Raw genomic sequence first — 20,820 nt, 5'->3', positions numbered from 1 at the left:
CGGGCTCCCTATGCAATCGCGGGCTGCGTAGCCCCATTGAACCGCCGCGACAAGAGGGTGTGCGGCGGCGCACGCGCGAAAGCGGTGGCGGCACGCAAAGCGAGCGGCTAGGCCCGGCGGCGATGAGCGACGCCGCAGCCCCCTTTCGCATTGCCGTCTATGATCTCGATCGCACCGTGCTGCGAATGCCGACGTTCACGCTCTTCCTTCTGTGGGCGGCCGCGCGCAGCGCGCCATGGCGCCTTCTGCTGGCGCCCGTTTTCCTCGGGCTGCTCGCGGGCCATGCGCTCGGCCTCTACAGCCGCGATGCGTTGAAGCCCGCGGCGATCGCCTTGATGCTCGGGCGGCGACTGCCGGCGGAGCGAATGGCGCGCCTGGCTGCGGACTTTGCCGCCTGGCGCGTTCCCGCCGACGTTCAACCGGGGGCCCGAGCGGCCATCGCCCGCGACCGCGCCGCCGGTTACCATCTGCTGCTGGCAACCGCGGCCCCCGAATTTTACGCAGCCGCCTTGGCCGAGGCGCTGGGCTTCGATGCCTGCATCGCCACCCGGCATCGGCGCGCCGCGGACGGAGGCTGGCTCGCGGCGCTCGACGGCACCAATTGCTATGGGCCGGAAAAGGCGCGCCGCGTCGCCGAATGGCTTGCCGCCGACCCGCAACGCGCCGCGCATCATATGCGCGCCTATTCGGACCATGCGAGCGACGCACCGCTGTTCGCGCTAGCCGACGAGGCCTTTGCGATCGGGCGTCGCGGCCGCATTGCCAAAGCGGCACGCGACAACGGCTGGACGCTGATGGATTTCGGGACGGGCTAGCGCCCCTCGACGAAAGCCTCCAGCGCCGCGGCGCCCCGCGCAACCGACGCCTCGCCCGCCCGGTGGTCCATTGTGTAGGCGAACAGCCGATCCTGCTCGGCGCGGTGCAGCGCCGCACTTTCGCGCCAGTGCGGAATCCGCTCGGCAAGCTCAGCGGGGCCATACAAGACCTCTCCGTTGCGCCAGAATTCATAGCGTTCGGCCACGCCGTCGGCGGGCTTGCCGTTCGGATCGAGAAAATAGCAGGCGCCGCGGTGCAGCAGAAACTCGTAAACCTGGCTGCTAACATCGCCGATGTAGACGTCGGCTGCCATCGTGTAGCTCATGTCGAAGAGATTGGGGCCGTCGACGTCGATCAGGATATTGTCGGCCGCGCGGAAGCGGTCGGCGATGTCCGGCCGGAGCTTGGCGGTCCGATATTCGAGCGAATAATGCAGCCGCTTGCGGAACAGCATCACATGCGGCGCGACGATCAGATTATAGTCGCGATGCGCGAGGAAAAAATCCATCACCGCCTCGCCCATGCCGTACCAGGACGACAGGTGCGGATCGAAGTGCGGATTATAGAGAAAGACCGGGCGATCATTGTCGAAGAAGCGCTTGCGCACCGCCGGATCGATCGTATCGAACTTGGGATAACCGATGACCCGGCACTTGTCGGCGGTCGTTATGCCGTGGCGCACCATTTCGTCGACTAGCTTCGGTCCGCTGAGCAGCATGAGGTCGAACTGCGCGAGTTCGGGGTGATAGGCGACACTCCGATCGCCCGATCCGTGCGGCACATAGGCAAAGCGCGGCCCCGCCGCCCCCAATCGGCGCCGGACGCGCAGGCAGGTGCGTTCGGTCGATACTACCAGGTCGACACTGCGAAACAGATCGAGATGCCGGTAAAGACGCGCGACACGCAGCACCGGCGCCACCTTGTTGATCGGCGCCAGCAGCCGCTGCTCCGCCGTCGGCAGGTCGAGCATCCGCCATTCGATACGGTCGTGCGCCGCCGCCGGAATGATCTCTGCCACCTTGTGCCGGATCGCCTCGACGCCGCATGCGACGACGACCTGAACCGTCGGCGCGTGCAGCGCGAGTTCGCCCGCTATGCCTGCGATATGCGCCGCCTGATGCGCCGCATCATGGTTGAACAGGAACAAGATACGCTTCGTCATGACGGCATCCGGCTTTCGCGAAGGACGAGGAAGCTGGCGCCGAACAGCAGCAGCAAGGTCACGGTTTCGGCCAGCACCTTGGACCAGGCGGCGCCGATCGCGCCCATCTCCGGCAGCATCAGATAAATGGCGGCGATCAGCGTGGCCGTGCCCGCCAGCCTGATACCGATGATGAGGCGCGATCGTCCGGCCGCCATCAGCATCGGTTCGCAGCTGACTGTCGCCATTTGAAGGCAGGCTGCGAGGCCGAGCACAAGTAGGAACGGATAGGCGCCCAGAAACGCCGGACCCGACATGAGCAGCAACAGCGGCTTGCCGAGCAGCACGATTGCCGGTGCGAGCAAAAGAAACAGGCCGAGCGCGATCAGCGTCAACCGGACATAGAGCGACGCCACGCCGCGCAGCCCCTGTTTGACGTAGATATTCGTCATCTCGGTGTAACTGGCGAGGCCGATGAACCCGGCCATGATCGTGATCGACTGGGTCAATTGATGCGCAAGGCGATAGATGCCAGCTTCGGTGGCGCCCGCGAACGAGCCGACCAGCAAGACCGGCAGTTGCTGCGCCACCGTATAGGCCATGGTTCCGAAATTGGATGCGACCATCAATTCGGGAAGCCCCTTGTTGTCGCGCCACACGCGCCACCAATGCCGGCCGTCGGGTCGGCCATAAGCGCGGCGACACGACCGGTTGGCGAGCCACCAGAAGACGAGCGTGCTCGCCATCTCCGAACCCGCCCACACGATCAGGAAAATCTCGAGCGACGGGTGCGTCAAAAAGGCGACAACGGCACCCAGCGTCTTCAGCGTGGGCACCACCGCTTCGGCGAGGAAGGTTTGCGAAAATTCGGAGTGAAGCCGCAATATCCCGCGCGGCACGTTGCGGATCGAAAGCATGAACAGCACGACATAGGCGAACGCCGTCCAGACGAGCTCGGCCGGCATGCCCAGCAACCCCCGCCCCAGCCAGAGGATCAGCGCCGCCGCGCCAATGCCGAGCAGCGCCATCGCCAGATCGACCGCGGTGCAAAAGCGGATGAGGCGCGCCAGGGCCGGATGATCGCCGCTGTGGATATGTTCCTGGCCATATTTGACCAGCACCTGCCAGATGTTGAAATTGAGGATCGCCTGCAGGACCAGCGTCGAACTGAGGATCAGGGCAAAGGAACCATAAGCGGCCGGCCCCAGGCCGCGCGTGACGATCGCAAGGTAGAAGAGGCTGAGGATTGCGCCATAACCCTTGCCGCCGAGAATCCAGCTCAGGTGGGTCATGATGCGCCGGAAAGGTCCCTGGTCGCCCGTGTCTGCAGCGGGCGCGCCGAGGCGCCGTACCGCCGCAATACCCTTACCGATCCAGGTCCGATAGAAGAGTGGCCGGCGGTCGGCCGGGGGCGGAGCGGGTTCCATGCGCGCGGCCTATATCGCCTTTGGCGTCGTTTTCCATCCATTTGCACAGCCAAATCGACGGAAAACGACTTCCCTTTCACTCTGCTGATCTAGTAACGCGGGACGGGGCAGAGGCGTTCGGGAATGGAAACGGGAATGCGCGTGGGTCTGTCCGCACATATCGAAGGGGGAACCGCAGGCGGTGCGCCACGCAGCGAGCGCCGGTGGCTGAGCATCCTGATCCCCGTCTATAATGTCGAGCCTTATCTGCGTGATTGCCTGGCGTCGCTGTTGCCCCAGCTCCCGCCGGAGGGGGTGGAGGTGATCCTGCTCGACGACGCTTCGACCGATGGCTCACTGGGGCTGTGTAGCGAAATCTGCCCGCAGTCCCACCCGCAAGTCCGGCTGATGCGCCATGTCAGCAACGCGGGATTGAGCGCGGCGCGCAATACGATGCTCGACGCGGCGCGGGGCGATTATATCTGGTTCATCGATTCGGACGATGAAGTCATGCCGGGCTCGATCGCCAGGCTCCGGGCGATTATCGACCGCTATGCGCCTGATCTTGTCCTTTGCGATTACGCGCGCGGCGGCCGGCATCTGAGCAGCTTCGCCGGCCCGTCCGGTCGGCCCAGCGATGATCGGGAGACGTTGCTGCAAGGCGTTTTTGCGCAGCGGCGGCTGCACAGCTGGAGCAAGATCGCGCGCCGGTCGCTCTGGGGTGACGACCTGCGTTTCCCCGCCGGACGATGCTTCGAAGATATAGCGACGACACCGTGGCTGCTGCTCCGGGCCCGAACCCATTATCACGCAGCCGAGGCCTGGGTGCGCTATCGCGACCGTCCCGACAGCATCATGGGGTCGCTGCGCCGGTCGCGGGGACGCTTCGACGATTGCCGGAACGACGATCTGGCAATGAGTCTCGCCGGCTTCGACGCGGCGACGCGCGAGGCGCTGCCCGCCATGAGCGACGTCACCCGGCACCACATCGCGCATTTCTGGGCGAAGGAGTTCACCAAAATCTGCTGGCGGCTCCTGTCGAGCAGCGCCTTTCACGTGCCCTGGCGCGACCTGCGTCGCAAGCTTGCCCGCTACCGCGGCATGATGGACGCCGAATCGCCGATCGCTTTTGCGACGCTCGCGCGCCTTTACAGAAGCCGCGGGCACTTGCCGCGCGCGGTGGTACTATCCGCCTGCCTGTGGCTGGGACAAGCGGACGATGCCAGGTGAACGACGATGCGGCGGACGGCAACAGGCCATGGCTCAGCATTCTCATGCCAGTCTTCAACGTCGCGCCCTGTCTGGCCGAAACGCTTGCCTCGATCGCCGCGCAGCTTCCGGCGGCGGGAGTGGAACTGCTGCTTCTGGACGATCGGTCGAACGACGGATCGGACGCGATCGGCGCGCGGATCTGTGCTGAGATCGGACCGGCGGCAAGCTTGCATCGGCAGGCGGAAAACGGCGGGGTCGCCGCAGCGCGCAATCGCCTGCTCAACTTGGCGAGGGGCGATTATGTCTGGTTCATCGATGCCGACGACGTGCTGCTTCCTGGCGCGATCGCCGCGCTACACGCGATCGTCATGCGCGATGCACCCGATCTGGTCCTCTGCGATTATCGCAAACGGGGCCGCGACGAGGCGGCTTTCACGGGAACTGCGCGCCGCATCGTGACTGACCGCGAAGCGTTGCTTTATGGCCTGTTCGCTCGCCGCCGGATGCATTTATGGACCAAGATCGCGCGCCGCAACCTATGGCATGATCTGCGCTTTCCGCCCCTCGCCTGCTTTGAGGATATGGCAGTCGTCCCGCATCTGTTCTTGACGGTGCGCAGTCATTATTACGAGCCCGCGCCGTGGATCGACTACCGTGTGCGGGAGGGCAGCCTGACCGGGCTCGCGACCCGTACGGCAGGACATTTCGACACGGCTGGCAATGACGCGCTGACAGCGGTTCTGGCGGACATCATGGCGGCGGTGACGGCCGGTCTGCCCGCCATGCACGATGACATGCGCTACTGCCTCGCCCAATTTTGCGCGAAGGAATATACGAAAATCGGCTGGCGTCTCGTCAGCACGCGCGCCGGCCAGCTTCCGTGGCAGGCGCTGCGCCGCGAGCTGCGACGCTACCGCGATCTCACCGAGGCGGCCTCGCCGATGCCTTTCGCTGCGCTGCTCCGCACGCACCGACAGCACCACAAATTCGGGCGCTGGTTCGTTCTGGCCCTGTTTGTGCGTCTGGCCGCATAGGGCCCTGACCCTAGCCGCGCTGGGCCAGAATGCGTTCAATCAGCGTCACGTCCGACGGCTTGTCGGCGTCGATACAGGCTTCGGCGTCGGACATCGGCACCACGCGCGCGGTGAGGCCGAAGCGGCGCCCGGCGCGGGCGACGCCGCCCTGGATCGTGAACAGCCGCAGCAAAGCCCCCGCGAGCAGCCACGGTCCGAAGGCGGCAACGATCTTCAGCCCCTTCTTGCGGTCGCGTTCGATCCGTCCCCAAAAGTCGAGCAGCGGCAGCACGCGCTGCCCGCGCAGGCGAAAGAGATTGGCGCCCGACCACCAGCCGCGACGAAATTTGAGCCAGGTCCGCCGCGATTCGGGGTAGCGCGCGAGCAGCGCGCGCCGCTCGACCATCGCAACTGCGACATCGCTGCCCGCTGCGCCGGCGAGGAATTCGGCGATAATCGCGGGCGTCAGCAGCACATTGTCGGCCGTCGTCACCAGCACCGGCGCGTCGCCTTCGGGCAGCGCAGCAGCGAGCGAAGCGCTGATCCCCTGTCCCGAATCGGCAAAGTGCAGGTCGGACACGGCCGCCAACATGGGCTCGCGCGCCAGTTCGGCGCTGTTCTGCGCGAGCACCCGGATCGCGCCCACCTCGGGCGCGGCACGCAGCGCGGCGATGACATGGGCAAGCATCGGCCGTCCGCCGACCGGCAGCAGCGCCTTGGTCGATACGCCGCTGCCGATCAGCAGCGGGTCGGCACCGGGGCGGCTTCCGGCGAGGACGATGGCAGAAATCGGACCGGGCGTCGGAGCTGTCATTGCGCCGCCGCCGCAGGCGCGACCCGGCGCGCCGTCACGCCGCGCAGAAAGTCGGTGGCCTCGTCGAGCACCGGCCCTTTCGCGCGAAAGGGGGCCGCAAGCGCCATGACGATGCCGGTGTGCCCCATGCCCGGATAGACGCGCAGCGTCGCCGATCCGCCCAGCCGTTCGATCGCGGCGGAAAGGTTCCGGCTGTTGCGCGGACGCACCGTTTCGTCCTCGTCACCGCTTGCCAGCCATAGCGGGGGCGCATCGCCGCGCGCATAGTGGATCGGCTGCGTCTTTTCGGGCGGGCGCACCTTGCCCATCGCGCGGTCGGCCATGCCGCCCTTTTCGAACGGCAGGAAATCATAGGGGCCCGCGAGGCCCGCAACGCCGCGGATCACCGACGCGTCGCACTTGGCCGCGCGCATCCATACCGGATCGAGCGCGAGCATCACCGCATTATAGGCACCCGCCGAATGGCCCATCAGTGCGATGCGACCGGGATCGCCGCCCAGTTCGCCGATGTGGCGGTGGGTCCACGCGACCGCCGCCGCGGCGTCCTCCAGAAAGTCGGGCCAATGCGCCCTGGGGACCAGCCGGTAATCGGGGATCACGACGACGAAGCCCTGGTTGGCCAGCGCCCGGCCGGCGAAGCCATAGCTTTGCCGTTCACCGCTGCCCCAGCCGCCGCCATAGAAGAAGACCACGACCGGCAGCCGGTCGCCCGCCTGCGCCTGTTCGGGCACCCAGATATCGAGCGACTGCCGCACCCCGCGGCCATAGGGCTGGTCCGCAAGGAGCAGGCGCGCGCCCTTGCCGCTGCCGAGCAGCTTGTCGGCAAGGTCGAGCGACTTGGCACCGCCCGCAACGATCGCCCTGGCTCCGCCGCCGAACAGCAGCAGGAGCAAGCCGATGAGAAGAAGGAATTTGATCAACCGCCGTTGTTCCCTGACCGTCCGATCCGCCATTGCTTCACCCCGCGACCCGGCCCGTCTCCGCGCCCTACAGATGTCGGCGAGCGCGAACAAGCGCCGTGCGCGTTACCTTTTCGCGCGTCGTGCGTTGGGCGGGCATGACCAGCCCCTTTTCGCGCCCCGCCCTGATCTGCAACGACCGGAGCGGCAGCTATGACGAGAGCATCCACCGCCAATTGATTGACGCGTGCGCAGCCGCAGGCGCGCGCGTCGCGGCAAGCTTCGTCCTGCCGAAGGACGATCTGCCCGACGCGGCGGCGCTGCGCGCAAGCGACATCGACCTGCTGATCGTGTGGACCGGCGACGGGACGATCAATGCCGCCGCGACCGGTTGCGAAGGCTGGCACGGCCCGCTGCTGCCGCTGCCCGGCGGGACGCTGAACCTCCTGTCGAAACAATTGCATGGCGACCATCCGGCTCCCACGATTCTGGAGCGCGCGCTAGCGAGCGGCGGGCGATGCGCGCCGGTCCCGACCATCCGATCGGCGGCGCGAGAAGCGTTCATCACCGTCGTTGCGGGGCCGGCAACACGCTGGGCCGAGGTCCGCGAAACGATGCGCAGCCAAGGGCTGATCGAGGCGAGCCGCGAAGCGCCCGATGCGCTCGAGGAAATGCTCAACGCCCCCGGGGTGCAGGTGGCGGGATCGGGCGCCGTCTATCCAGCGATCATCCTGACCCCGACCCGTGACGGCATTACCGCCGACGGCATAGTGGCGGACGCCACGGGCGATGTGCTGCGCCACGGGCTCGCATGGCTCGGCGGCGATTTTCGCGATGGTCCGCACGAGCGCGTTGCGACCGCGGAAACGATCATCCTCCAAAGCGATCGCATCATCGCGCTCGAATATGACGGCGAACTGGCCGAAATCCCCTCGCCGGCCCGCTTCTCGATCGGGCAGAGCGCGATCGACTTCATCGCGACCGCCTGATGCGCCTCTTCCATATCAGCGACCTGCACTTCGGTCTTGAAGATCGCGACGCGCTCGCCTGGTTCCGCGAATGCGTCCGCCGCGAACAACCCGACGCGGTGTTGATAACCGGTGATCTGACGATGCGGGCGCGGAGTCGCGAGTTCGCCGCCGCCTGCGACTGGATCATGTCACTCGACCTCCCCGTGACGGTCGAAGTCGGCAACCACGACCTGCCTTATTTCAACCCCGTCGCGCGATTCCTGCACCCCTATCGCCGGATTCGGCGGATCGAGGCGCTGGTCGAACGCGAGCTCGACTTTCGCAATCTGGCCGTCGTTCCGCTGAAAACCACGGCGCGGGCGCAATGGCGGCTCGATTGGTCGAAAGGCTGGGTGACGCGCAAGGCGCTTGCCCGCACACTCGCCGCGATCGATGCGCTGCCGCGCGGAACGCAGATACTGGTAACGGCACACCACCCGCTCACCGAAGCGGGGACCAAGGGGCGCGCGCTGACCCGCGGCGGCGGGGCGGCTCTTGCCGCCCTTGCCGATCGCGGCGTCGCCGCCGTACTGACCGGCCATGTCCATGACGCCTTCGATCTGATCGCCGACACCCCCGCAGGCCCCATCCGCATGATCGGCGCCGGCACCCTGTCGCGCCGGATCCGGTCGACGCCGCCGAGCTTCAACGAATTGCGTATCAGCGGCGGCGAAATTTCGGTCCGCGTCCGCAATCTGGCGCGGGTGCCGACTCCCGACATGCTGATCGACGCCATACCGCCCGACGCACGGCCGCCACGCGAACCCGGCGAGCCCATTGCACCCGTCGGCGCGGTGCCGCCGACCGATCCGCCCGTCCATTGACGCATCGGGATTGACGCAGTGCCGCGTCCCGTTAGGTTGCACAAAAAAACGGGATGAGGATCATGCTGACAAAAGGCGACGATTATCCGCTGCACCAGACCAGCGAGCCGATTGCGTTCGCCGGGACGGACCGCAACTTCTACGACCGCTATTTCTTCAACGGCTACAGCGCCGACGGCAGCGTCTTTTTCGCCGCCGCGATGGGGTTTTATCCCCAGCTCGGCATCGTCGATGCCAGCTTTTGCGTGATCGCCGACGGGGTGCAGCATAATCTGCGCGCCAGCCGTCGTTCGGGCGGCGAACGGCTCGACCTGTCGGTCGGCCCCATCGCCATAGCGATTGACGAACCGCTGCAAAAAGTGACGCTGCGGATCGCCGCCGACGATGGACCGCTGGCCGCCGAACTGACGTTCACCGGACGGCATTTTCCGATCGAGGAACCGCGCTTCATCCGCCGCAACGGTACGCGGCTGTTCATGGACTATACGCGGATGACGCAGAACGGCCGCTGGTCGGGATGGCTTTCGGTCGAGGGCGCGCGCACCGATCTCGGCGCGGGTTGGACGGGTACGCGCGACCGGAGCTGGGGGGTGCGTCCGGTCGGCGCCGCCGAACCGCAACCGCCGCCGGAGGGCAATTTCAACCAGTTCTTCTGGCTGTGGACGCCGTGCAATTTCGACGCTCTATCGCTCTTCTTCCACAGCAACGATGATGGTGTCGGCGCGCCATGGAACCGGCGCGGCGTGATCAGCGGCGACGACGGAACCGAACGCCATTTCGATGCGCCCGGCTTTGCCATCGACTGGCAGAGCGGGACGCGCCGGGTCGCGCGAATGACCGCCGATCTCGGCGGCGGCCGCGCCCTGACCTTGACCCCGGCGGGTCCGGTGTTCGCGATGAGCGGGCTCGGCTACACGCATCCCGTCTGGGGTCACGGGCTCGACCATGGCGCCGAGCTTGCCGTCGCACATGACCGGCTGAACGAGGCCGAGCGCGGCTGGGGCAATCCGCTGGCAATGCACATCCAGGCTTTCGTGACCGCAGACTTGGTCGACGGCGGGCGGACGCACCGCGGCGTCGGGGTGCTCGAACAATTGTTCGTCGGACCGCACAGCCCGACCGGATTGACTGGCCTGATGGATCCCGCTGCATGAGATTTCCGACCGCGCCGGAGGCAATGACGGCCGACTGGATCGCCGACAAGCTGGGTCAGCCCCAGGGCGCGCTCATAGGCTTTAGCGCTGCCGCCATCGGCACCGGGCAGATGTGCGACAGCTTTCGTCTGACGCTCGATTGGTCGGACGGCACCGGGCTGCCACCAACGATCGTCGCCAAATGCCCGAGCCATGACGAGGCAAGCCGCAATATCGCGGCGCTCACCGCCACCTATGTCAAGGAAGTGAGCTGGTATCGTGAACTGGCAGCGGGCAGCGGCGTCGCGGCGCCGCACTGCTACCATGCCGATATTGCGGACAATGACGTCGACTTCATCCTGCTCCTCTCCGACCTCGCGCCGGCGCGGCAGGGCGACCAGCTCGCCGGCCTCGGTCTTGCCGGGCTCGCGCCGTGCATCGACGCCGCGGCGGGGCTGCATGCGCTGTTATGGAACGACGTCCGCGCGGATGCGCTGCCATGGCTGAACCGCGACACGAGCCAAATCGTCCGCGCGCTGTTTCCCGGACTCTATGAGGGGTTTCGCGAGCGCTACGCGGGTCGGCTCGACCGCGACGCGCTCGATCTCGGCGCCGGGATCGTCGATCGTCTCGACGCCTATCTGACCCGCACGCCGGCCGCGCGCACGATCGTTCACGGCGACCTGCGCATCGACAATATCCTCTTCGCCCCCGACGGAGCGCGTTGCTGGCTGGTCGACTGGCAGACATTGGGCCGTGGCAGCGGCGCGACCGACATCGCCTATCTGGTGGGGACGAGCATCGCCGATCCCGCCGAACGCGCGGCCGCCGATCGCGCCGCCTTCGACGCCTGGATCTCTGCGCTGCGCGCGCGCGGCGTGGAACCCGACGAGGCGGAATTGTGGGACGATTACCGCGTCGGCGCGCTCAGCGGATATTTCATGGCGGTGTTCGCGTCGATGAACGTCGAACGCACCGAACGCGGCGACGAAATGTTCGCGGTGATGGCCGAGCGCCCCGCGCGGCAGGCGATTGCGCTGGGCAGCCTCGATCTCCTTTAGGTGGCGACGCGGCTGTCGGCGACTGCTTCGACGATCGCAGCGCAAAAGGCGTCGAGGTCGTCGGGGCAGCGGCTGGTGATGATCCCGCGATCGACAACCACGGCTTCGTCGAGCAGCCTTGCACCGGCATTGCCGATGTCGGTGCGGATCGATTTGTAACCGGTCATCCGACGACCTTCGGCCAGTCCGGCCTCGATCAGAAGCCATGGCGCATGGCAGATGGCGGCAATCGGCTTACCCGCCTTGGCGAAGGCGCGGATGAGGTCGATCGCCGCGTCCTCTACGCGCAGCAGATCGGGATTGATCTGCCCGCCGGGGAGCACCAGCGCGTCATAATCCTCCACCTCGACGTCCTTGATCAGACAATCGACCGCGACCTTGTCGCCCCAGTCGTCGCCGTCCCAGCCACGAATATCGTCCGTCCCCAGCGAGGCGATGCTTAGGTCGGCGCCTGCCTCCTCAAGCTGCTTCAACGGCACTTCGAGTTCGGATTGTTCGAAACCATCGGTCGCCATGATCAATATCTGGCGGCCGCTGAGCGCTGCGGCGTTCGGCATGGGCTTTCTCCTTCGATGTTGTTGCCAAACCAACGCGCCGCCATCGCCCGATGTTGCAGTCGGCGCCTAGAAAGCACCACGCAAAAAGGGCGGCCCGTCGCCGGACCGCCCTCCTTTTCTCCACCCGTCGGCGGAAGAAACTTAGCGCTTCGAGAACTGGAAGCTGCGGCGGGCCTTCGCCTTGCCGTACTTCTTACGCTCGACCGCGCGGCTGTCGCGAGTCAGGAAGCCGGCCGCCTTGACCGTGCCGCGAAGCGCCGGTTCGAAGCGGGTCAGCGCCTGCGCGATGCCGTGCAGAACGGCGCCTGCCTGACCCGAGAGGCCGCCGCCCTTGACGGTCGCGACGACGTCATACTGGCCGGCGCGTTCGGTCAGACCGAAGGGCTGGTTGATGACGAGGCGCAGCGTCGGGCGCGCGAAATAGACTTCCTGGTCGCGGCCGTTGACGGTGATCTTGCCCGTGCCGGGCTTGACCCACACGCGGGCGACGGCGTCCTTGCGGCGGCCGGTCGCATAAGCGCGGCCCTGCTTGTCGACCTGCTTTTCGCGGAGCGGAGCCGTCGGAGCGGCCGGAGCGACGGTGCCTTCGACGGCGCCGGCGAGATCCTTGAGATCGGTCATGGTCTGTTCGTCAGCCATTATGCACCCACCTTGTTCTTGCGGTTCATCGACGCGACGTCGATCACTTCGGGGCTCTGCCCTTCGTGCGGATGTTCGCTGCCGGCGAAAATGCGCAGGTTGCGCATCTGCTGGCGGCCGAGCGGGCCGCGCGGGATCATGCGTTCGATCGCCTTTTCGAGCACGCGCTCGGGGAAGCGGCCTTCCAGAACCTTCTGGGCGGTGACTTCCTTGATGCCGCCGGCATAGCCGGTGTGCTTGTAATAGACCTTGTCGGACAGCTTCTTGCCGGTGAACTTCACCTTTTCGGCGTTAATGACGATGACATTGTCACCGCAATCGACGTGGGGGGTAAAGCTCGGCTTGTGCTTGCCGCGCAGGATATTGGCGATGATCGAAGCGACGCGGCCAACAACCAGGCCGTCGGCGTCGATCAGCACCCATTTCTTCTCGACCGTACCGGCGTTCGCCGACTGGGTCGTCTTGGTCAGCGCCTTCATGGCACGCTCCTTGACAGAGATGGACGGGAGTGACCGGCCGGAAGGCCCGCCAACCCGAAAACAAACCGCGCCGCCCGACCCCAGGGGGACTCAGCGGCGCTTCGACGCGGGCCAATGGCGCTAGACAGACCGAAAGTCAAGCTGAGAGCGGCTTTGCTGACGGGTATTATGATACCATCAGCTGGGATCACCCGGCTCGAGTGCCCTGATCCGCTCCTCGACCAGCTTGCGATCGGCGGCGTTTCCGGTCGTCAGGAAGCTCTGGCGGCGCTCCTCGGCGAGCAGCCCGGTCCCCAGATCGATCGTCCAGCGCGTATCGACCTTAATCGGCTGCGCCGGGCCGGCAGCGGGCGGCTCGCTCGCCGATATGGTGCGCCGACCGGCAACCGTCACGGTCATGATCGGGCCGTCGGCGCCGTTCGGGATCGCGCCGTTTGCGGGCACGACGAGGGCACGGATGTCGGCACTCGCCAGCTTGTCGCGCTCGGCTGGCGGCAAGGTGGCGATGATCTGCGCGGCCCGCTTCGCCTCGGGGCGGCCGGACGCATCCGCAAGCGCCTGCGCCCGGTCGACGACGCGGCGCCACAGTCCTTCGGGGTCGACCATATCGACCGAGCTGCCGTCGGCGGGGACGAAATAGGTCAGCGTCTCGCCAATCAGCGGGTCGATCATCAGCCGCAGCGTGCGCACGACTTCGGGATGCGCGTCCGACTCGACGCGGTCGAACCGCGCCAACAACTGATAACCGCGCCCGACGCGCCGCCACCGCAAATCATAAATGAGCGCAAAGCTGGTGAAGCCGCCGTCGCGGCTCGACCGCCGCGTTGCGACGCGGTAGGTGAGCGGACGATCGAGCGGCGGTGCGAACGCGAGTGCGGCAACCTGCTGCGTTTCCGAAGGGACCGGAGGCTCCGGCGCCTGCGCCGCAAGCAGCAACAGCGCGCCGAGGACGATCATGCCGCTGCGCGACCGAGCCGGTGGAGCGCGGCGGCAGTCGTCGCGACGAGAATGGCGCCCGTCACCTGGTGCAACACCGCAATCCACATCGATACGCCGGTCACGACCGTCAGAATGCCGAGCGTCATCTGCGCCGCGACGACCAGCAGCAGCAGACCGGCCTCGCGCCGAGACCCTTGCCGGGCGAGCGAGCGCGCCAGCAACAGCAACGCGCCCGCCGCGACCCACGACCACCAGCGATGGAGGAAATGGATGAGGAAGGGATCGTTGGTGACGGCGAGCCAGGTCCCACCCGACCAGTCGATACCTTCGGGAACAAAATGATCATTCATCAGCGGCCAGGTGCTCGCGACATAGCCCGCATTGAGCCCGGCAACCCACGCGCCGAGCAGGAGCTGGATGATCAGAATCGCAATGACTGCAATCGCCGCGCCCGTCAGGCGCGCCGGGCGCGCACCGGGATCGCGCGCCAGCAGCGCAAGGTCGCGCGCCGTCCAAACGAGCCCCGCAAGCAGGAACAACGCGGTCAGGAGGTGCGTCGCGAGCCGGAAATGGCTGACATCGGTGCGATATTCGAGTCCCGACGCGACCATCCACCAACCGATCGCGCCCTGCAGGCCGACAAGCGCGGCGAGCGCGAACAGCCGCCAGCCATAGCCGGCCGGAATCGCGCGGCGCCACGCGTACCAGGCAAGCGGCACCAGCAAAGCCATGCCGACCAGACGGCCAAGGATCCGGTGCAGCCACTCCCAGAAGAAAATCCCCTTGAAGGCCGCGAGCGACATGCCGAGGTTGATCTCCTTATATTCGGGGATCTGCTTGTATTTTTCGAACTCGGCCTGCCATCCGGCCTCGGTCAGCGGCGGCAGCACCCCCGATACGGGCTTCCATTCGGTGATCGACAGCCCCGATTCGGTCAGCCGGGTGATGCCGCCGACGGCGACAACCATGATGACGAGGATGGCGACGGCCCACAGCCAGCGCGCGAGCGCGGCGGGGCGGGGATGGAGCGGCCGGGCCGATGACGAAGCGTTCAACATCGCCCCGCCCTATCGGCGCTTGCCGGGCGATAGGCAAGAGGCGGCGGCGCCGCTCGAAATTCATGGCTCCGACAGAAAGGCGCTGATAAGTCGGCCCCCATGCTGCGCCTGTCCGCCGCCCTTCTGCTTGCCATCGCCGCCCCCGCCGCCGCGATGGCCGAGCCCTCTCCCTATCCGGCGCTCGCGGCGCTCGAGGCGCGCGTCGCGACCATCGGCTACCGCCTGACGACGGGCAATGCCCCATGGTGCGCGAGGGTCCAGCCGCAGTTCGGCTGGCTATGGGGCGATCCGCGGCTTTATTCCGACGCGCAGCGCCCGGATGCCGAGGCCGCCTATGACGCCGCGGACACCGACACGCCCTTCCTCGCCGCGGTCGCCGCGGGCTCGCCCGCTGCCGCCGCCGGGCTGCATGCGGGGAGCCTGGTGCAAGGCCTGGCCGGTTCCCTGCCGCCGCAAGGCGAGGGCAGCGACGCCTATGCCCGCATCGCCGCCCTCGAAAGGCTTTTTGCAGGCCTGCCGAGCGACCGGCCCGCCATGCTCGACACCGGCAAGGCTCCGGTACGGATCGTACCGGTGGTCGGCTGCGCGACCGATTTCCGCGTCGACGCCCGCGACCGCCCCGACGGGGCCGCCGACGGCCGGCTCGTCGTCATTTCCGCAGGGCTGGCGCAATTCGCAAAGGACGACGCCGAGCTGGCGGCCGCCGTCGCGCACGAACTCGCGCATAATATTCTTAGGCACCGCGCCCGGCTCGACGCCGCGGGGGTCGATCGCGGACTGTTGCAGCAGTTCGGCCGCAATGCGCGGCTGTTCAAGCAGACCGAGATCGAAGCCGATCGCCTCTCGCCCTGGCTGATGGCGAATGCCGGCTATGATCCGCGCGCCGCAGTCCGCTTCTGGACCGCTTTCGGCCAACGTGCCGGCCGTCCGCTGCTTCAGGCGGGAACCCACCCTCGTTGGGAGGACCGCGCCGCCTCGATCGAAAAGGAGGTTCGGGCGATCGACGCGCTGCGCGCGGCGGGGCAGCCGCTCGCGCCGCCACTCATCGGCGCACCGCCGCCCTTGGAATAAGGAGCGCCCGATCCTATCTGGACGTCTCCCACCCTATCCAAGGCCCACTCCATCAAAGGGGCACCCCATCAAAGGATCGACGCGATGACAGAGACCGCCATTTTTGCCGGAGGCTGCTTCTGGTGCACCGAAGCGGTATTCAAATCGCTGGCGGGGGTCGAAAGCGTCGAAAGCGGCTATATCGGCGGGTCGGTCGCCAATCCGACCTACAAGCAGGTGTGCAGCGGTGATACCGGCCATGCCGAGGCGATCCGCATCGGATATGATCCGGCGGCCATTTCCTATGCCGATCTGCTCGACGTGTTCTTCGCGACGCACGATCCGACGCAACTCAATCGCCAGGGCAACGACATCGGCACCCAGTATCGCAGCGCCATCTTCCCGCTCGACGAAACGCAGGCCGCCGCCGCCGAGGCCGCAATCGCGCGCGCGCAGCCCGACTGGCCCGCGCCGATCGTGACCCGCATCGAACCGGCTTCGACCTGGTATCCGGCCGAGGATTATCATCAGGATTATTGGGACGGCGAAGGCCAGCGCAACCCCTATTGCATGGCGGTAATCCCGCCGAAGCTCGCTAAGCTGCGCAAGGGCTTTTCGGAGCGGCTGCGCGAGGCCTGAAGCCGTCGGTCATCGTCCGGCCGACTGTTGCAATATGGCCGCATGGCGTCACTTTTCCTTGACTTAGCGGCGCTTTTCTCTAGCGGACGCCGCCTCGCGGGGGCAGGATCACCCCCATCCGAGGTGGGGACCGCTACAGCGTGCTGATACCATTGCTTCTGATCGGCTCGTCGATGACGGCGCCGCAGCTCGCCATGCAGGCGGCGGCGCAAACTGTCGTGGATGACAGTCCAGGCGGCATGGCGCTGGCGGTCAACCGCATGCTCGGCGGCATCGTGACCTATGCGACATGGCCGAACGAGGCGTCGGGCGCGCCGCGCACCATGTGCATCATCGGCACGCCGCGCCTGACCGAACGTCCGGCGCCCGACCTGCCCGGCCGCGGATCGGTGAGCGTCCGGCGCATCAGCGCCGCAGCGGCAATCGGCGGGGCGGGCTGTCATATGCTCTATCTCGGGCAGATGCCCGTGGCGGACCGGCAACGCCTGATCGGCTGGGTGCACGGAAAGGCGATCCTGACCGTCACTGACGATGACAACAACTGCAACCTCGGCGCGATGTTCTGCCTGAGCGCGCAGGGCCAGCGGCTCAGCTTTTCGGTCAATCTCGATTCGATCGGCCGCGGATCGGTGCGCGTCGATCCGCGCGTGCTCAAGATCGGCAGCGACGGGGGGCCGCGATGACGCCGGCTCCTGCCCCCGAACGCAGCGGCGCGCACACCACCCTGCAAAAGCTGCTGTCGCGCTTTCATTTCGGGGTGACGCTGCTTGCGGTCGCCCTATCGGGGATCACCATCCTGCTCGCCGGGATCACGACGCTGCGCGGCTATGCAGATCGCAACATGGAGCTGGCGGCGCAGGTCGCGGCCTATGGCGTCGAACCCGCGCTCGTCTTCAACGATCCCCAAGCGGCGCGCGAGGGGTTGCAACCGCTCACCCGAATTCCCGGCATCGCGCGCCTGCGCGTGCTTGACGACAAGGGACGGCTGCTCACCGAATGGGTGTCGCCGCACGGCGATGCAATGCCGATGCTGACGGGCTTTTTCTTTCCGCGGCCCTTTGCGACCACCGTCCAGCGCAACGGATCGGTCATCGGGACGATCGAGGTGTGGGGCGACAGTTCGACGCTGACCCATTATGTACGGCTCGGCCTGCTCGCCGGTCTCGCCTGTCTGCTCATTACCGCGATCGGCACGGTCATCCTCGCCCGGCGCTTCGAATATGAGCTGGTCAAGCCGCTCGGCGAGATTGCTACCGTCGCGCACGATGTCCGGCTGCACCGCCGCTTCGACAAGCGGGTGCAGGGGCTCGGCATTGCCGAGCTTGACCGGCTCGGCGGCGACATCAATGCCCTGCTCGACGAGCTGCAGGGCTGGCAGGGGCATATGGAAAGCGAAAAGGCGCTGCTCGCCCACCGCGCCTCGCACGATCCGCTCACCGCGCTGCCCAACCGCGCGGCGTTCGACGAAGCGCTGGCGGCGAGGCTGGCTGCGGGTGCCGCCCGCTTTGCGCTGCTGTTCATCGATGCCGACAATTTCAAGGCGGTGAATGACGGCTTTGGTCACGCCGCCGGCGACGCGGTGCTCGTCGCGCTGTCGCAGCGGATCAAGGCGCTGCTTCACCCTGGCGATTTCGCCGCGCGCATCGGCGGCGACGAATTCGTGATGATCGTCGATCCGGCCGGACATGACGCACAACCCGACTCGCTCGCCGAGCGCCTTCGCGCGGCCATCGCCGATCCGATCACGCTGCCCGGCGGCGACAGCTACCGCCTGTCGGTGAGCATCGGCGTTGCCGTGCATCCTGCCGACGGCACCGATCCCACCGCGATGCTGACCGCGGCCGACGCCGCCATGTATGCCGACAAGCTCGGCAAGCTTTCGAAATGACGACCCCCCGGAGACCTGCAATGACCCATGCCGCCCCCCGCCACCTTCGCACCCTGTTCGCGCTGGCCGTCGCCGCATTGCCCGCAGCGTGCCAGAGCATGCCGGCGCCAAAGGGCTTCAATGCCGCACAGATCGCGGTGCTGAAGGAAGAAGGCTTCATCCCCGCCCCCGCGGCCGCCGACGACAGCTGGCAGCTCACGATGGCCGATCGCCTGCTGTTCGCGACCAACGAAAGCGCAATCCAGCCCGAACAGACCGAACGCCTCGGCACGCTTGCCCGGCGCCTGATCGCGGTCGGCATCCCCAGCGCGCGTGTCGAAGGTCACACCGATTCAACGGGCGCTCCCGACTATAACCAGAAGCTCTCCGAAGCCCGGGCCCAGGCCGTTGCCGCGCCGCTGATCGCGGGCGGAATGCAATTCGCCCCCGGCCAGATTATCGGACGCGGCGAAACCATGCCGCTGTCTTCGAACGACACGCCCGAAGGCCGGCAGGACAATCGCCGCGTCGTCATCATCGTGACGCCCTGAAGCGCCGTCGGCCCTGCCTTTCCACACTGCCCGATCCGCGCTAAGAGCCCGGCCATGAAACCGATCCGCAAAGCCGTCTTTCCCGTCGCCGGCCTCGGCACGCGCTTCCTGCCCGCGACCAAGGCGATCCCCAAGGAAATGCTGCCTGTCGTCGACCGGCCGCTGATCCAATATGCGGTCGACGAGGCGCGCGAGGCGGGGATCGAGCAGATGATCTTCGTCACCGGCCGCGGCAAGAGCGCGATCGAGGATCATTTCGACATCGCCTTCGAACTCGAACGCACGATGTCCGAACGCGGCAAGGATTTGTCGGTCCTGGAACCCACGCGGCTCGGTCCCGGCAATTGCGCCTACGTCCGCCAGCAGGAGCCGATGGGGCTGGGCCATGCGATCTGGTGCGCGCGCGACATCGTCGGCGACGAACCCTTCGCGATCTTCCTGCCCGACGAATTCATGCACGGCAGCCCCGGCTGCATGAAGCAGATGGTCGATGCCTATCACAAGGTCGGCGGCAACCTGATCTCGGTGCTCGAAGTGCCGCACGAACAGGTGTCGAGCTATGGCGTGATCGCGCCGGGCCGCGCCGACGGCGCCCTGACCGAAGTCCGCGGCCTTGTCGAAAAGCCCGCGATCGACGATGCCCCGTCGAACCTTATCATCTCGGGCCGCTATATCCTTCAGCCCGACGTGATGCGCGTGCTCGAAAGCCAGGAAAAGGGCACAGGCGGCGAAATCCAGCTCACCGACGCCATGGCGACGATGATCGGCCGGCAGCCCTTTCACGCGGTCACCTTCGACGGCGCCCGTTACGACTGCGGATCAAAGGCCGGCTATATCCAGGCCAATCTGGCGATCGCGCTCGAACGCCCCGACATGGCCGCCGACGTGCGCGCCTTCGCGCTCGATCTGCTCAAATAGGAAGTGCAGGGCGGAAACCGGCGGGGACGCGCCCCGCCGGTCCGTCCGTCATTCGCCCTCGATATCGGGCTTGGGAAAGCGATCGGCGCCCAGCGTCTTGTAGAGCCAGCCGCCGGCAAGCCCGCCGGCGAGAGGTGCGAGCCAGAACAGCCAGAGCTGCTGAAGCGCCAGCCCGCCGACAACGAGCGCCGGGCCGGTGCTGCGCGCCGGATTGACCGAGGTGTTGGTCACCGGGATCGAGATGAGGTGGATGAGCGTGAGCGCGAGGCCGATGGCCAGCGGCGCGAAACCCGCGGGTGCGCGGCCGTCGGTCGAACCCATGATGACCCACAGGAAGCCGGCGGTCAGCACGACCTCGATAATCAGCGCCGACCAGATGTCGTAATGGCCGGGCGAGCCGTCGCCGAAACCGTTGGCAGCGAGGCCCTTGGTCGCAAGATCGAAATCGGGATTTCCGCTCGCGATATAATAGAGGAGAAAAGCGGCGACGATCGCGCCCAGCACCTGCGCGACGACATAGAGTGGAATGTCGCGCGACTGAAAGCGGCCGCCGGCCCACAGGCCGACCGTGACCGCGGGGTTGAGATGGCAGCCCGAGATATGGCCGATGGCATAGGCCATGGTGACGACCGTCAGGCCGAAGGCGAGCGCGACGCCGAGCAATCCGATGCCGACATCGGGAAAGGCCGCCGCTAGAACCGCGCTGCCGCAACCGCCGAAGACAAGCCAGAATGTGCCGATAAACTCGGCCAGACCCTTTTGCATATTGGTCATATGGACCCTCCCTCCCGCCC

At 66.8% G+C, this 20,820-nt stretch carries 23 protein-coding genes; 13 read left to right on the top strand and 10 right to left on the bottom strand.

Going from position 1 to position 20,820, the window contains the following annotated elements; all coding sequences use genetic code 11:
• Nucleotides 1–122: 122 nt before the first annotated feature.
• Nucleotides 123–815 carry an HAD-IB family hydrolase gene (locus AOA14_RS10180; protein ID WP_238929625.1) on the top strand — a complete coding sequence of 231 codons (693 nt, stop codon included), beginning with the start codon at nt 123–125 and terminating at the stop codon, nt 813–815.
• Here the strand turns inward: AOA14_RS10180 and AOA14_RS10175 are convergent.
• Nucleotides 812–1,978 carry a CDP-glycerol glycerophosphotransferase family protein gene (locus tag AOA14_RS10175; protein ID WP_062901709.1) on the bottom strand — a complete coding sequence of 389 codons (1,167 nt, stop codon included), beginning with the start codon at nt 1,976–1,978 and terminating at the stop codon, nt 812–814. The genes AOA14_RS10180 and AOA14_RS10175 overlap by 4 nt on opposite strands.
• Nucleotides 1,975–3,384, bottom strand: coding sequence for a lipopolysaccharide biosynthesis protein (locus tag AOA14_RS10170; protein ID WP_062901708.1), 1,410 nt, complete (start codon nt 3,382–3,384; stop codon nt 1,975–1,977). Before AOA14_RS10170 ends, AOA14_RS10175 begins: the two co-directional genes overlap by 4 nt.
• A 141-nt stretch (nt 3,385–3,525) precedes the next feature.
• Here AOA14_RS10170 and AOA14_RS10165 point away from each other — a divergent pair, with 141 nt between their 5' ends.
• Together AOA14_RS10165 and AOA14_RS19260 are read left to right on the top strand one after the other, a co-directional pair.
• Entirely contained in the window at nt 3,526–4,593 is a 1,068-nt protein-coding gene (locus AOA14_RS10165) for a glycosyltransferase family 2 protein (RefSeq protein ID WP_186402882.1), read from the top strand.
• On the top strand, nt 4,590–5,609 hold the full coding sequence (locus AOA14_RS19260) for a glycosyltransferase (RefSeq protein WP_202988222.1): 1,020 nt from the start codon (nt 4,590–4,592) through the stop codon (nt 5,607–5,609). Before AOA14_RS10165 ends, AOA14_RS19260 begins: the two co-directional genes overlap by 4 nt.
• Nucleotides 5,610–5,619: 10 nt before the next feature.
• On the opposite strand, the gene AOA14_RS10155 is transcribed toward AOA14_RS19260, so the two are convergent.
• Together AOA14_RS10155 and AOA14_RS10150 are read right to left on the bottom strand one after the other, a co-directional pair.
• On the bottom strand, nt 5,620–6,402 hold the full coding sequence (locus AOA14_RS10155; RefSeq protein WP_062901705.1) for a nucleotidyltransferase family protein: 783 nt from the start codon (nt 6,400–6,402) through the stop codon (nt 5,620–5,622).
• Nucleotides 6,399–7,322: an alpha/beta hydrolase gene (locus tag AOA14_RS10150; RefSeq protein WP_062901704.1), complete on the bottom strand. Its 924-nt coding sequence runs from the start codon at nt 7,320–7,322 to the stop codon at nt 6,399–6,401. Before AOA14_RS10150 ends, AOA14_RS10155 begins: the two co-directional genes overlap by 4 nt.
• Before the next feature lie 137 nt (nt 7,323–7,459).
• Between AOA14_RS10150 and AOA14_RS10145 the strand changes: the two genes are divergently transcribed.
• From AOA14_RS10145 to AOA14_RS10130, 4 genes are all read left to right on the top strand, one after another.
• Nucleotides 7,460–8,290, top strand: a complete 831-nt coding sequence (locus AOA14_RS10145; protein ID WP_062901703.1) for a diacylglycerol/lipid kinase family protein — start codon at nt 7,460–7,462, stop codon at nt 8,288–8,290.
• Nucleotides 8,290–9,135, top strand: coding sequence for a metallophosphoesterase family protein (locus AOA14_RS10140; RefSeq protein WP_062901702.1), 846 nt, complete (start codon nt 8,290–8,292; stop codon nt 9,133–9,135). Before AOA14_RS10145 ends, AOA14_RS10140 begins: the two co-directional genes overlap by 1 nt.
• 62 nt (nt 9,136–9,197) lie before the next feature.
• Nucleotides 9,198–10,289 (top strand): Rv3169 family protein, encoded by a 1,092-nt coding sequence (locus AOA14_RS10135; protein WP_202988221.1) that lies wholly within the window; start codon nt 9,198–9,200, stop codon nt 10,287–10,289.
• Nucleotides 10,286–11,329: a phosphotransferase family protein gene (locus AOA14_RS10130; protein WP_062901701.1), complete on the top strand. Its 1,044-nt coding sequence runs from the start codon at nt 10,286–10,288 to the stop codon at nt 11,327–11,329. Before AOA14_RS10135 ends, AOA14_RS10130 begins: the two co-directional genes overlap by 4 nt.
• Here AOA14_RS10130 and AOA14_RS10125 read toward each other — a convergent pair.
• The 5 genes from AOA14_RS10125 to AOA14_RS10105 all read right to left on the bottom strand — a co-directional run bounded on the left by AOA14_RS10125 (nt 11,326) and on the right by AOA14_RS10105 (nt 15,001).
• Nucleotides 11,326–11,886 carry a type 1 glutamine amidotransferase domain-containing protein gene (locus AOA14_RS10125; RefSeq protein ID WP_062901700.1) on the bottom strand — a complete coding sequence of 187 codons (561 nt, stop codon included), beginning with the start codon at nt 11,884–11,886 and terminating at the stop codon, nt 11,326–11,328. The two genes, AOA14_RS10130 and AOA14_RS10125, sit on opposite strands and share 4 nt — an antisense overlap.
• Before the next feature lie 141 nt (nt 11,887–12,027).
• Nucleotides 12,028–12,525, bottom strand: coding sequence for a 30S ribosomal protein S9 (rpsI, locus tag AOA14_RS10120; RefSeq protein WP_003041184.1), 498 nt, complete (start codon nt 12,523–12,525; stop codon nt 12,028–12,030).
• Nucleotides 12,525–13,004, bottom strand: a complete 480-nt coding sequence (gene rplM, locus AOA14_RS10115; protein WP_003041188.1) for a 50S ribosomal protein L13 — start codon at nt 13,002–13,004, stop codon at nt 12,525–12,527. The genes rpsI and rplM overlap by 1 nt, the downstream gene beginning before the upstream one ends.
• A 177-nt stretch (nt 13,005–13,181) precedes the next feature.
• On the bottom strand, nt 13,182–13,961 hold the full coding sequence (locus tag AOA14_RS10110; RefSeq protein ID WP_062901699.1) for a hypothetical protein: 780 nt from the start codon (nt 13,959–13,961) through the stop codon (nt 13,182–13,184).
• Nucleotides 13,958–15,001: a COX15/CtaA family protein gene (locus tag AOA14_RS10105; protein ID WP_062901698.1), complete on the bottom strand. Its 1,044-nt coding sequence runs from the start codon at nt 14,999–15,001 to the stop codon at nt 13,958–13,960. The genes AOA14_RS10110 and AOA14_RS10105 overlap by 4 nt, the downstream gene beginning before the upstream one ends.
• 99 nt (nt 15,002–15,100) lie before the next feature.
• On the opposite strand from AOA14_RS10105, the gene AOA14_RS10100 reads away from it, so the two are divergent.
• The 6 genes from AOA14_RS10100 (at nt 15,101) to galU (ending at nt 20,026) form a co-directional block, all read left to right on the top strand.
• A complete protein-coding gene (locus AOA14_RS10100) occupies nt 15,101–16,072 on the top strand; it encodes a M48 family metallopeptidase (protein WP_062901697.1) in 972 nt (323 codons plus the stop codon).
• Nucleotides 16,073–16,156: 84 nt separating this feature from the next.
• Nucleotides 16,157–16,690 carry a peptide-methionine (S)-S-oxide reductase MsrA gene (gene msrA, locus AOA14_RS10095; protein WP_058812172.1) on the top strand — a complete coding sequence of 178 codons (534 nt, stop codon included), beginning with the start codon at nt 16,157–16,159 and terminating at the stop codon, nt 16,688–16,690.
• Between the two features lie 140 nt (nt 16,691–16,830).
• On the top strand, nt 16,831–17,373 hold the full coding sequence (locus AOA14_RS10090) for a regulatory sequestration protein YfiR (RefSeq protein WP_238929624.1): 543 nt from the start codon (nt 16,831–16,833) through the stop codon (nt 17,371–17,373).
• Nucleotides 17,370–18,578: a diguanylate cyclase DgcN/YfiN gene (locus tag AOA14_RS10085; RefSeq protein ID WP_062901695.1), complete on the top strand. Its 1,209-nt coding sequence runs from the start codon at nt 17,370–17,372 to the stop codon at nt 18,576–18,578. Before AOA14_RS10090 ends, AOA14_RS10085 begins: the two co-directional genes overlap by 4 nt.
• A 20-nt stretch (nt 18,579–18,598) precedes the next feature.
• Nucleotides 18,599–19,108, top strand: coding sequence for an outer membrane lipoprotein YfiB (locus AOA14_RS10080; protein ID WP_062901694.1), 510 nt, complete (start codon nt 18,599–18,601; stop codon nt 19,106–19,108).
• Nucleotides 19,109–19,162: 54 nt separating this feature from the next.
• On the top strand, nt 19,163–20,026 hold the full coding sequence (gene galU / locus AOA14_RS10075; protein ID WP_062901693.1) for a UTP--glucose-1-phosphate uridylyltransferase GalU: 864 nt from the start codon (nt 19,163–19,165) through the stop codon (nt 20,024–20,026).
• Nucleotides 20,027–20,074: 48 nt separating this feature from the next.
• Here the strand turns inward: galU and aqpZ are convergent, their stop codons facing one another.
• Nucleotides 20,075–20,800 (bottom strand): aquaporin Z, encoded by a 726-nt coding sequence (gene aqpZ / locus AOA14_RS10070; protein WP_003041215.1) that lies wholly within the window; start codon nt 20,798–20,800, stop codon nt 20,075–20,077.
• Nucleotides 20,801–20,820 lie beyond the last annotated feature (20 nt).

The organism is Sphingopyxis terrae subsp. terrae NBRC 15098, assembly GCF_001610975.1.
Taxonomy (GTDB): Bacteria; Pseudomonadota; Alphaproteobacteria; order Sphingomonadales; family Sphingomonadaceae; genus Sphingopyxis; species Sphingopyxis terrae_A.
The sequence above is the reverse complement of the archived record's forward strand: the minus strand, read 5'-3'. Positions and strand labels throughout refer to the sequence as shown.

Bases quoted from the DNA above. Each gene is read 5' to 3' on its own strand.
- AOA14_RS10180 (WP_238929625.1), top strand. From the start codon at position 123: ATGAGCGACGCCGCAGCCCCCTTTCGCATTGCCGTCTATGATCTCGAT.
- AOA14_RS10175 (WP_062901709.1), bottom strand. From the start codon at position 1,978: ATGACGAAGCGTATCTTGTTCCTGTTCAACCATGATGCGGCGCATCAG.
- AOA14_RS10170 (WP_062901708.1), bottom strand. From the start codon at position 3,384: ATGGAACCCGCTCCGCCCCCGGCCGACCGCCGGCCACTCTTCTATCGG.
- AOA14_RS10155 (WP_062901705.1), bottom strand. From the start codon at position 6,402: ATGACAGCTCCGACGCCCGGTCCGATTTCTGCCATCGTCCTCGCCGGA.
- AOA14_RS10145 (WP_062901703.1), top strand. From the start codon at position 7,460: ATGACCAGCCCCTTTTCGCGCCCCGCCCTGATCTGCAACGACCGGAGC.
- AOA14_RS10140 (WP_062901702.1), top strand. From the start codon at position 8,290: ATGCGCCTCTTCCATATCAGCGACCTGCACTTCGGTCTTGAAGATCGC.
- AOA14_RS10135 (WP_202988221.1), top strand. From the start codon at position 9,198: ATGCTGACAAAAGGCGACGATTATCCGCTGCACCAGACCAGCGAGCCG.
- AOA14_RS10130 (WP_062901701.1), top strand. From the start codon at position 10,286: ATGAGATTTCCGACCGCGCCGGAGGCAATGACGGCCGACTGGATCGCC.
- AOA14_RS10125 (WP_062901700.1), bottom strand. From the start codon at position 11,886: ATGCCGAACGCCGCAGCGCTCAGCGGCCGCCAGATATTGATCATGGCG.
- rpsI (WP_003041184.1), bottom strand. From the start codon at position 12,525: ATGGCTGACGAACAGACCATGACCGATCTCAAGGATCTCGCCGGCGCC.
- rplM (WP_003041188.1), bottom strand. From the start codon at position 13,004: ATGAAGGCGCTGACCAAGACGACCCAGTCGGCGAACGCCGGTACGGTC.
- AOA14_RS10110 (WP_062901699.1), bottom strand. From the start codon at position 13,961: ATGATCGTCCTCGGCGCGCTGTTGCTGCTTGCGGCGCAGGCGCCGGAG.
- AOA14_RS10105 (WP_062901698.1), bottom strand. From the start codon at position 15,001: ATGTTGAACGCTTCGTCATCGGCCCGGCCGCTCCATCCCCGCCCCGCC.
- AOA14_RS10100 (WP_062901697.1), top strand. From the start codon at position 15,101: ATGCTGCGCCTGTCCGCCGCCCTTCTGCTTGCCATCGCCGCCCCCGCC.
- msrA (WP_058812172.1), top strand. From the start codon at position 16,157: ATGACAGAGACCGCCATTTTTGCCGGAGGCTGCTTCTGGTGCACCGAA.
- AOA14_RS10085 (WP_062901695.1), top strand. From the start codon at position 17,370: ATGACGCCGGCTCCTGCCCCCGAACGCAGCGGCGCGCACACCACCCTG.
- AOA14_RS10080 (WP_062901694.1), top strand. From the start codon at position 18,599: ATGACCCATGCCGCCCCCCGCCACCTTCGCACCCTGTTCGCGCTGGCC.
- galU (WP_062901693.1), top strand. From the start codon at position 19,163: ATGAAACCGATCCGCAAAGCCGTCTTTCCCGTCGCCGGCCTCGGCACG.
- aqpZ (WP_003041215.1), bottom strand. From the start codon at position 20,800: ATGACCAATATGCAAAAGGGTCTGGCCGAGTTTATCGGCACATTCTGG.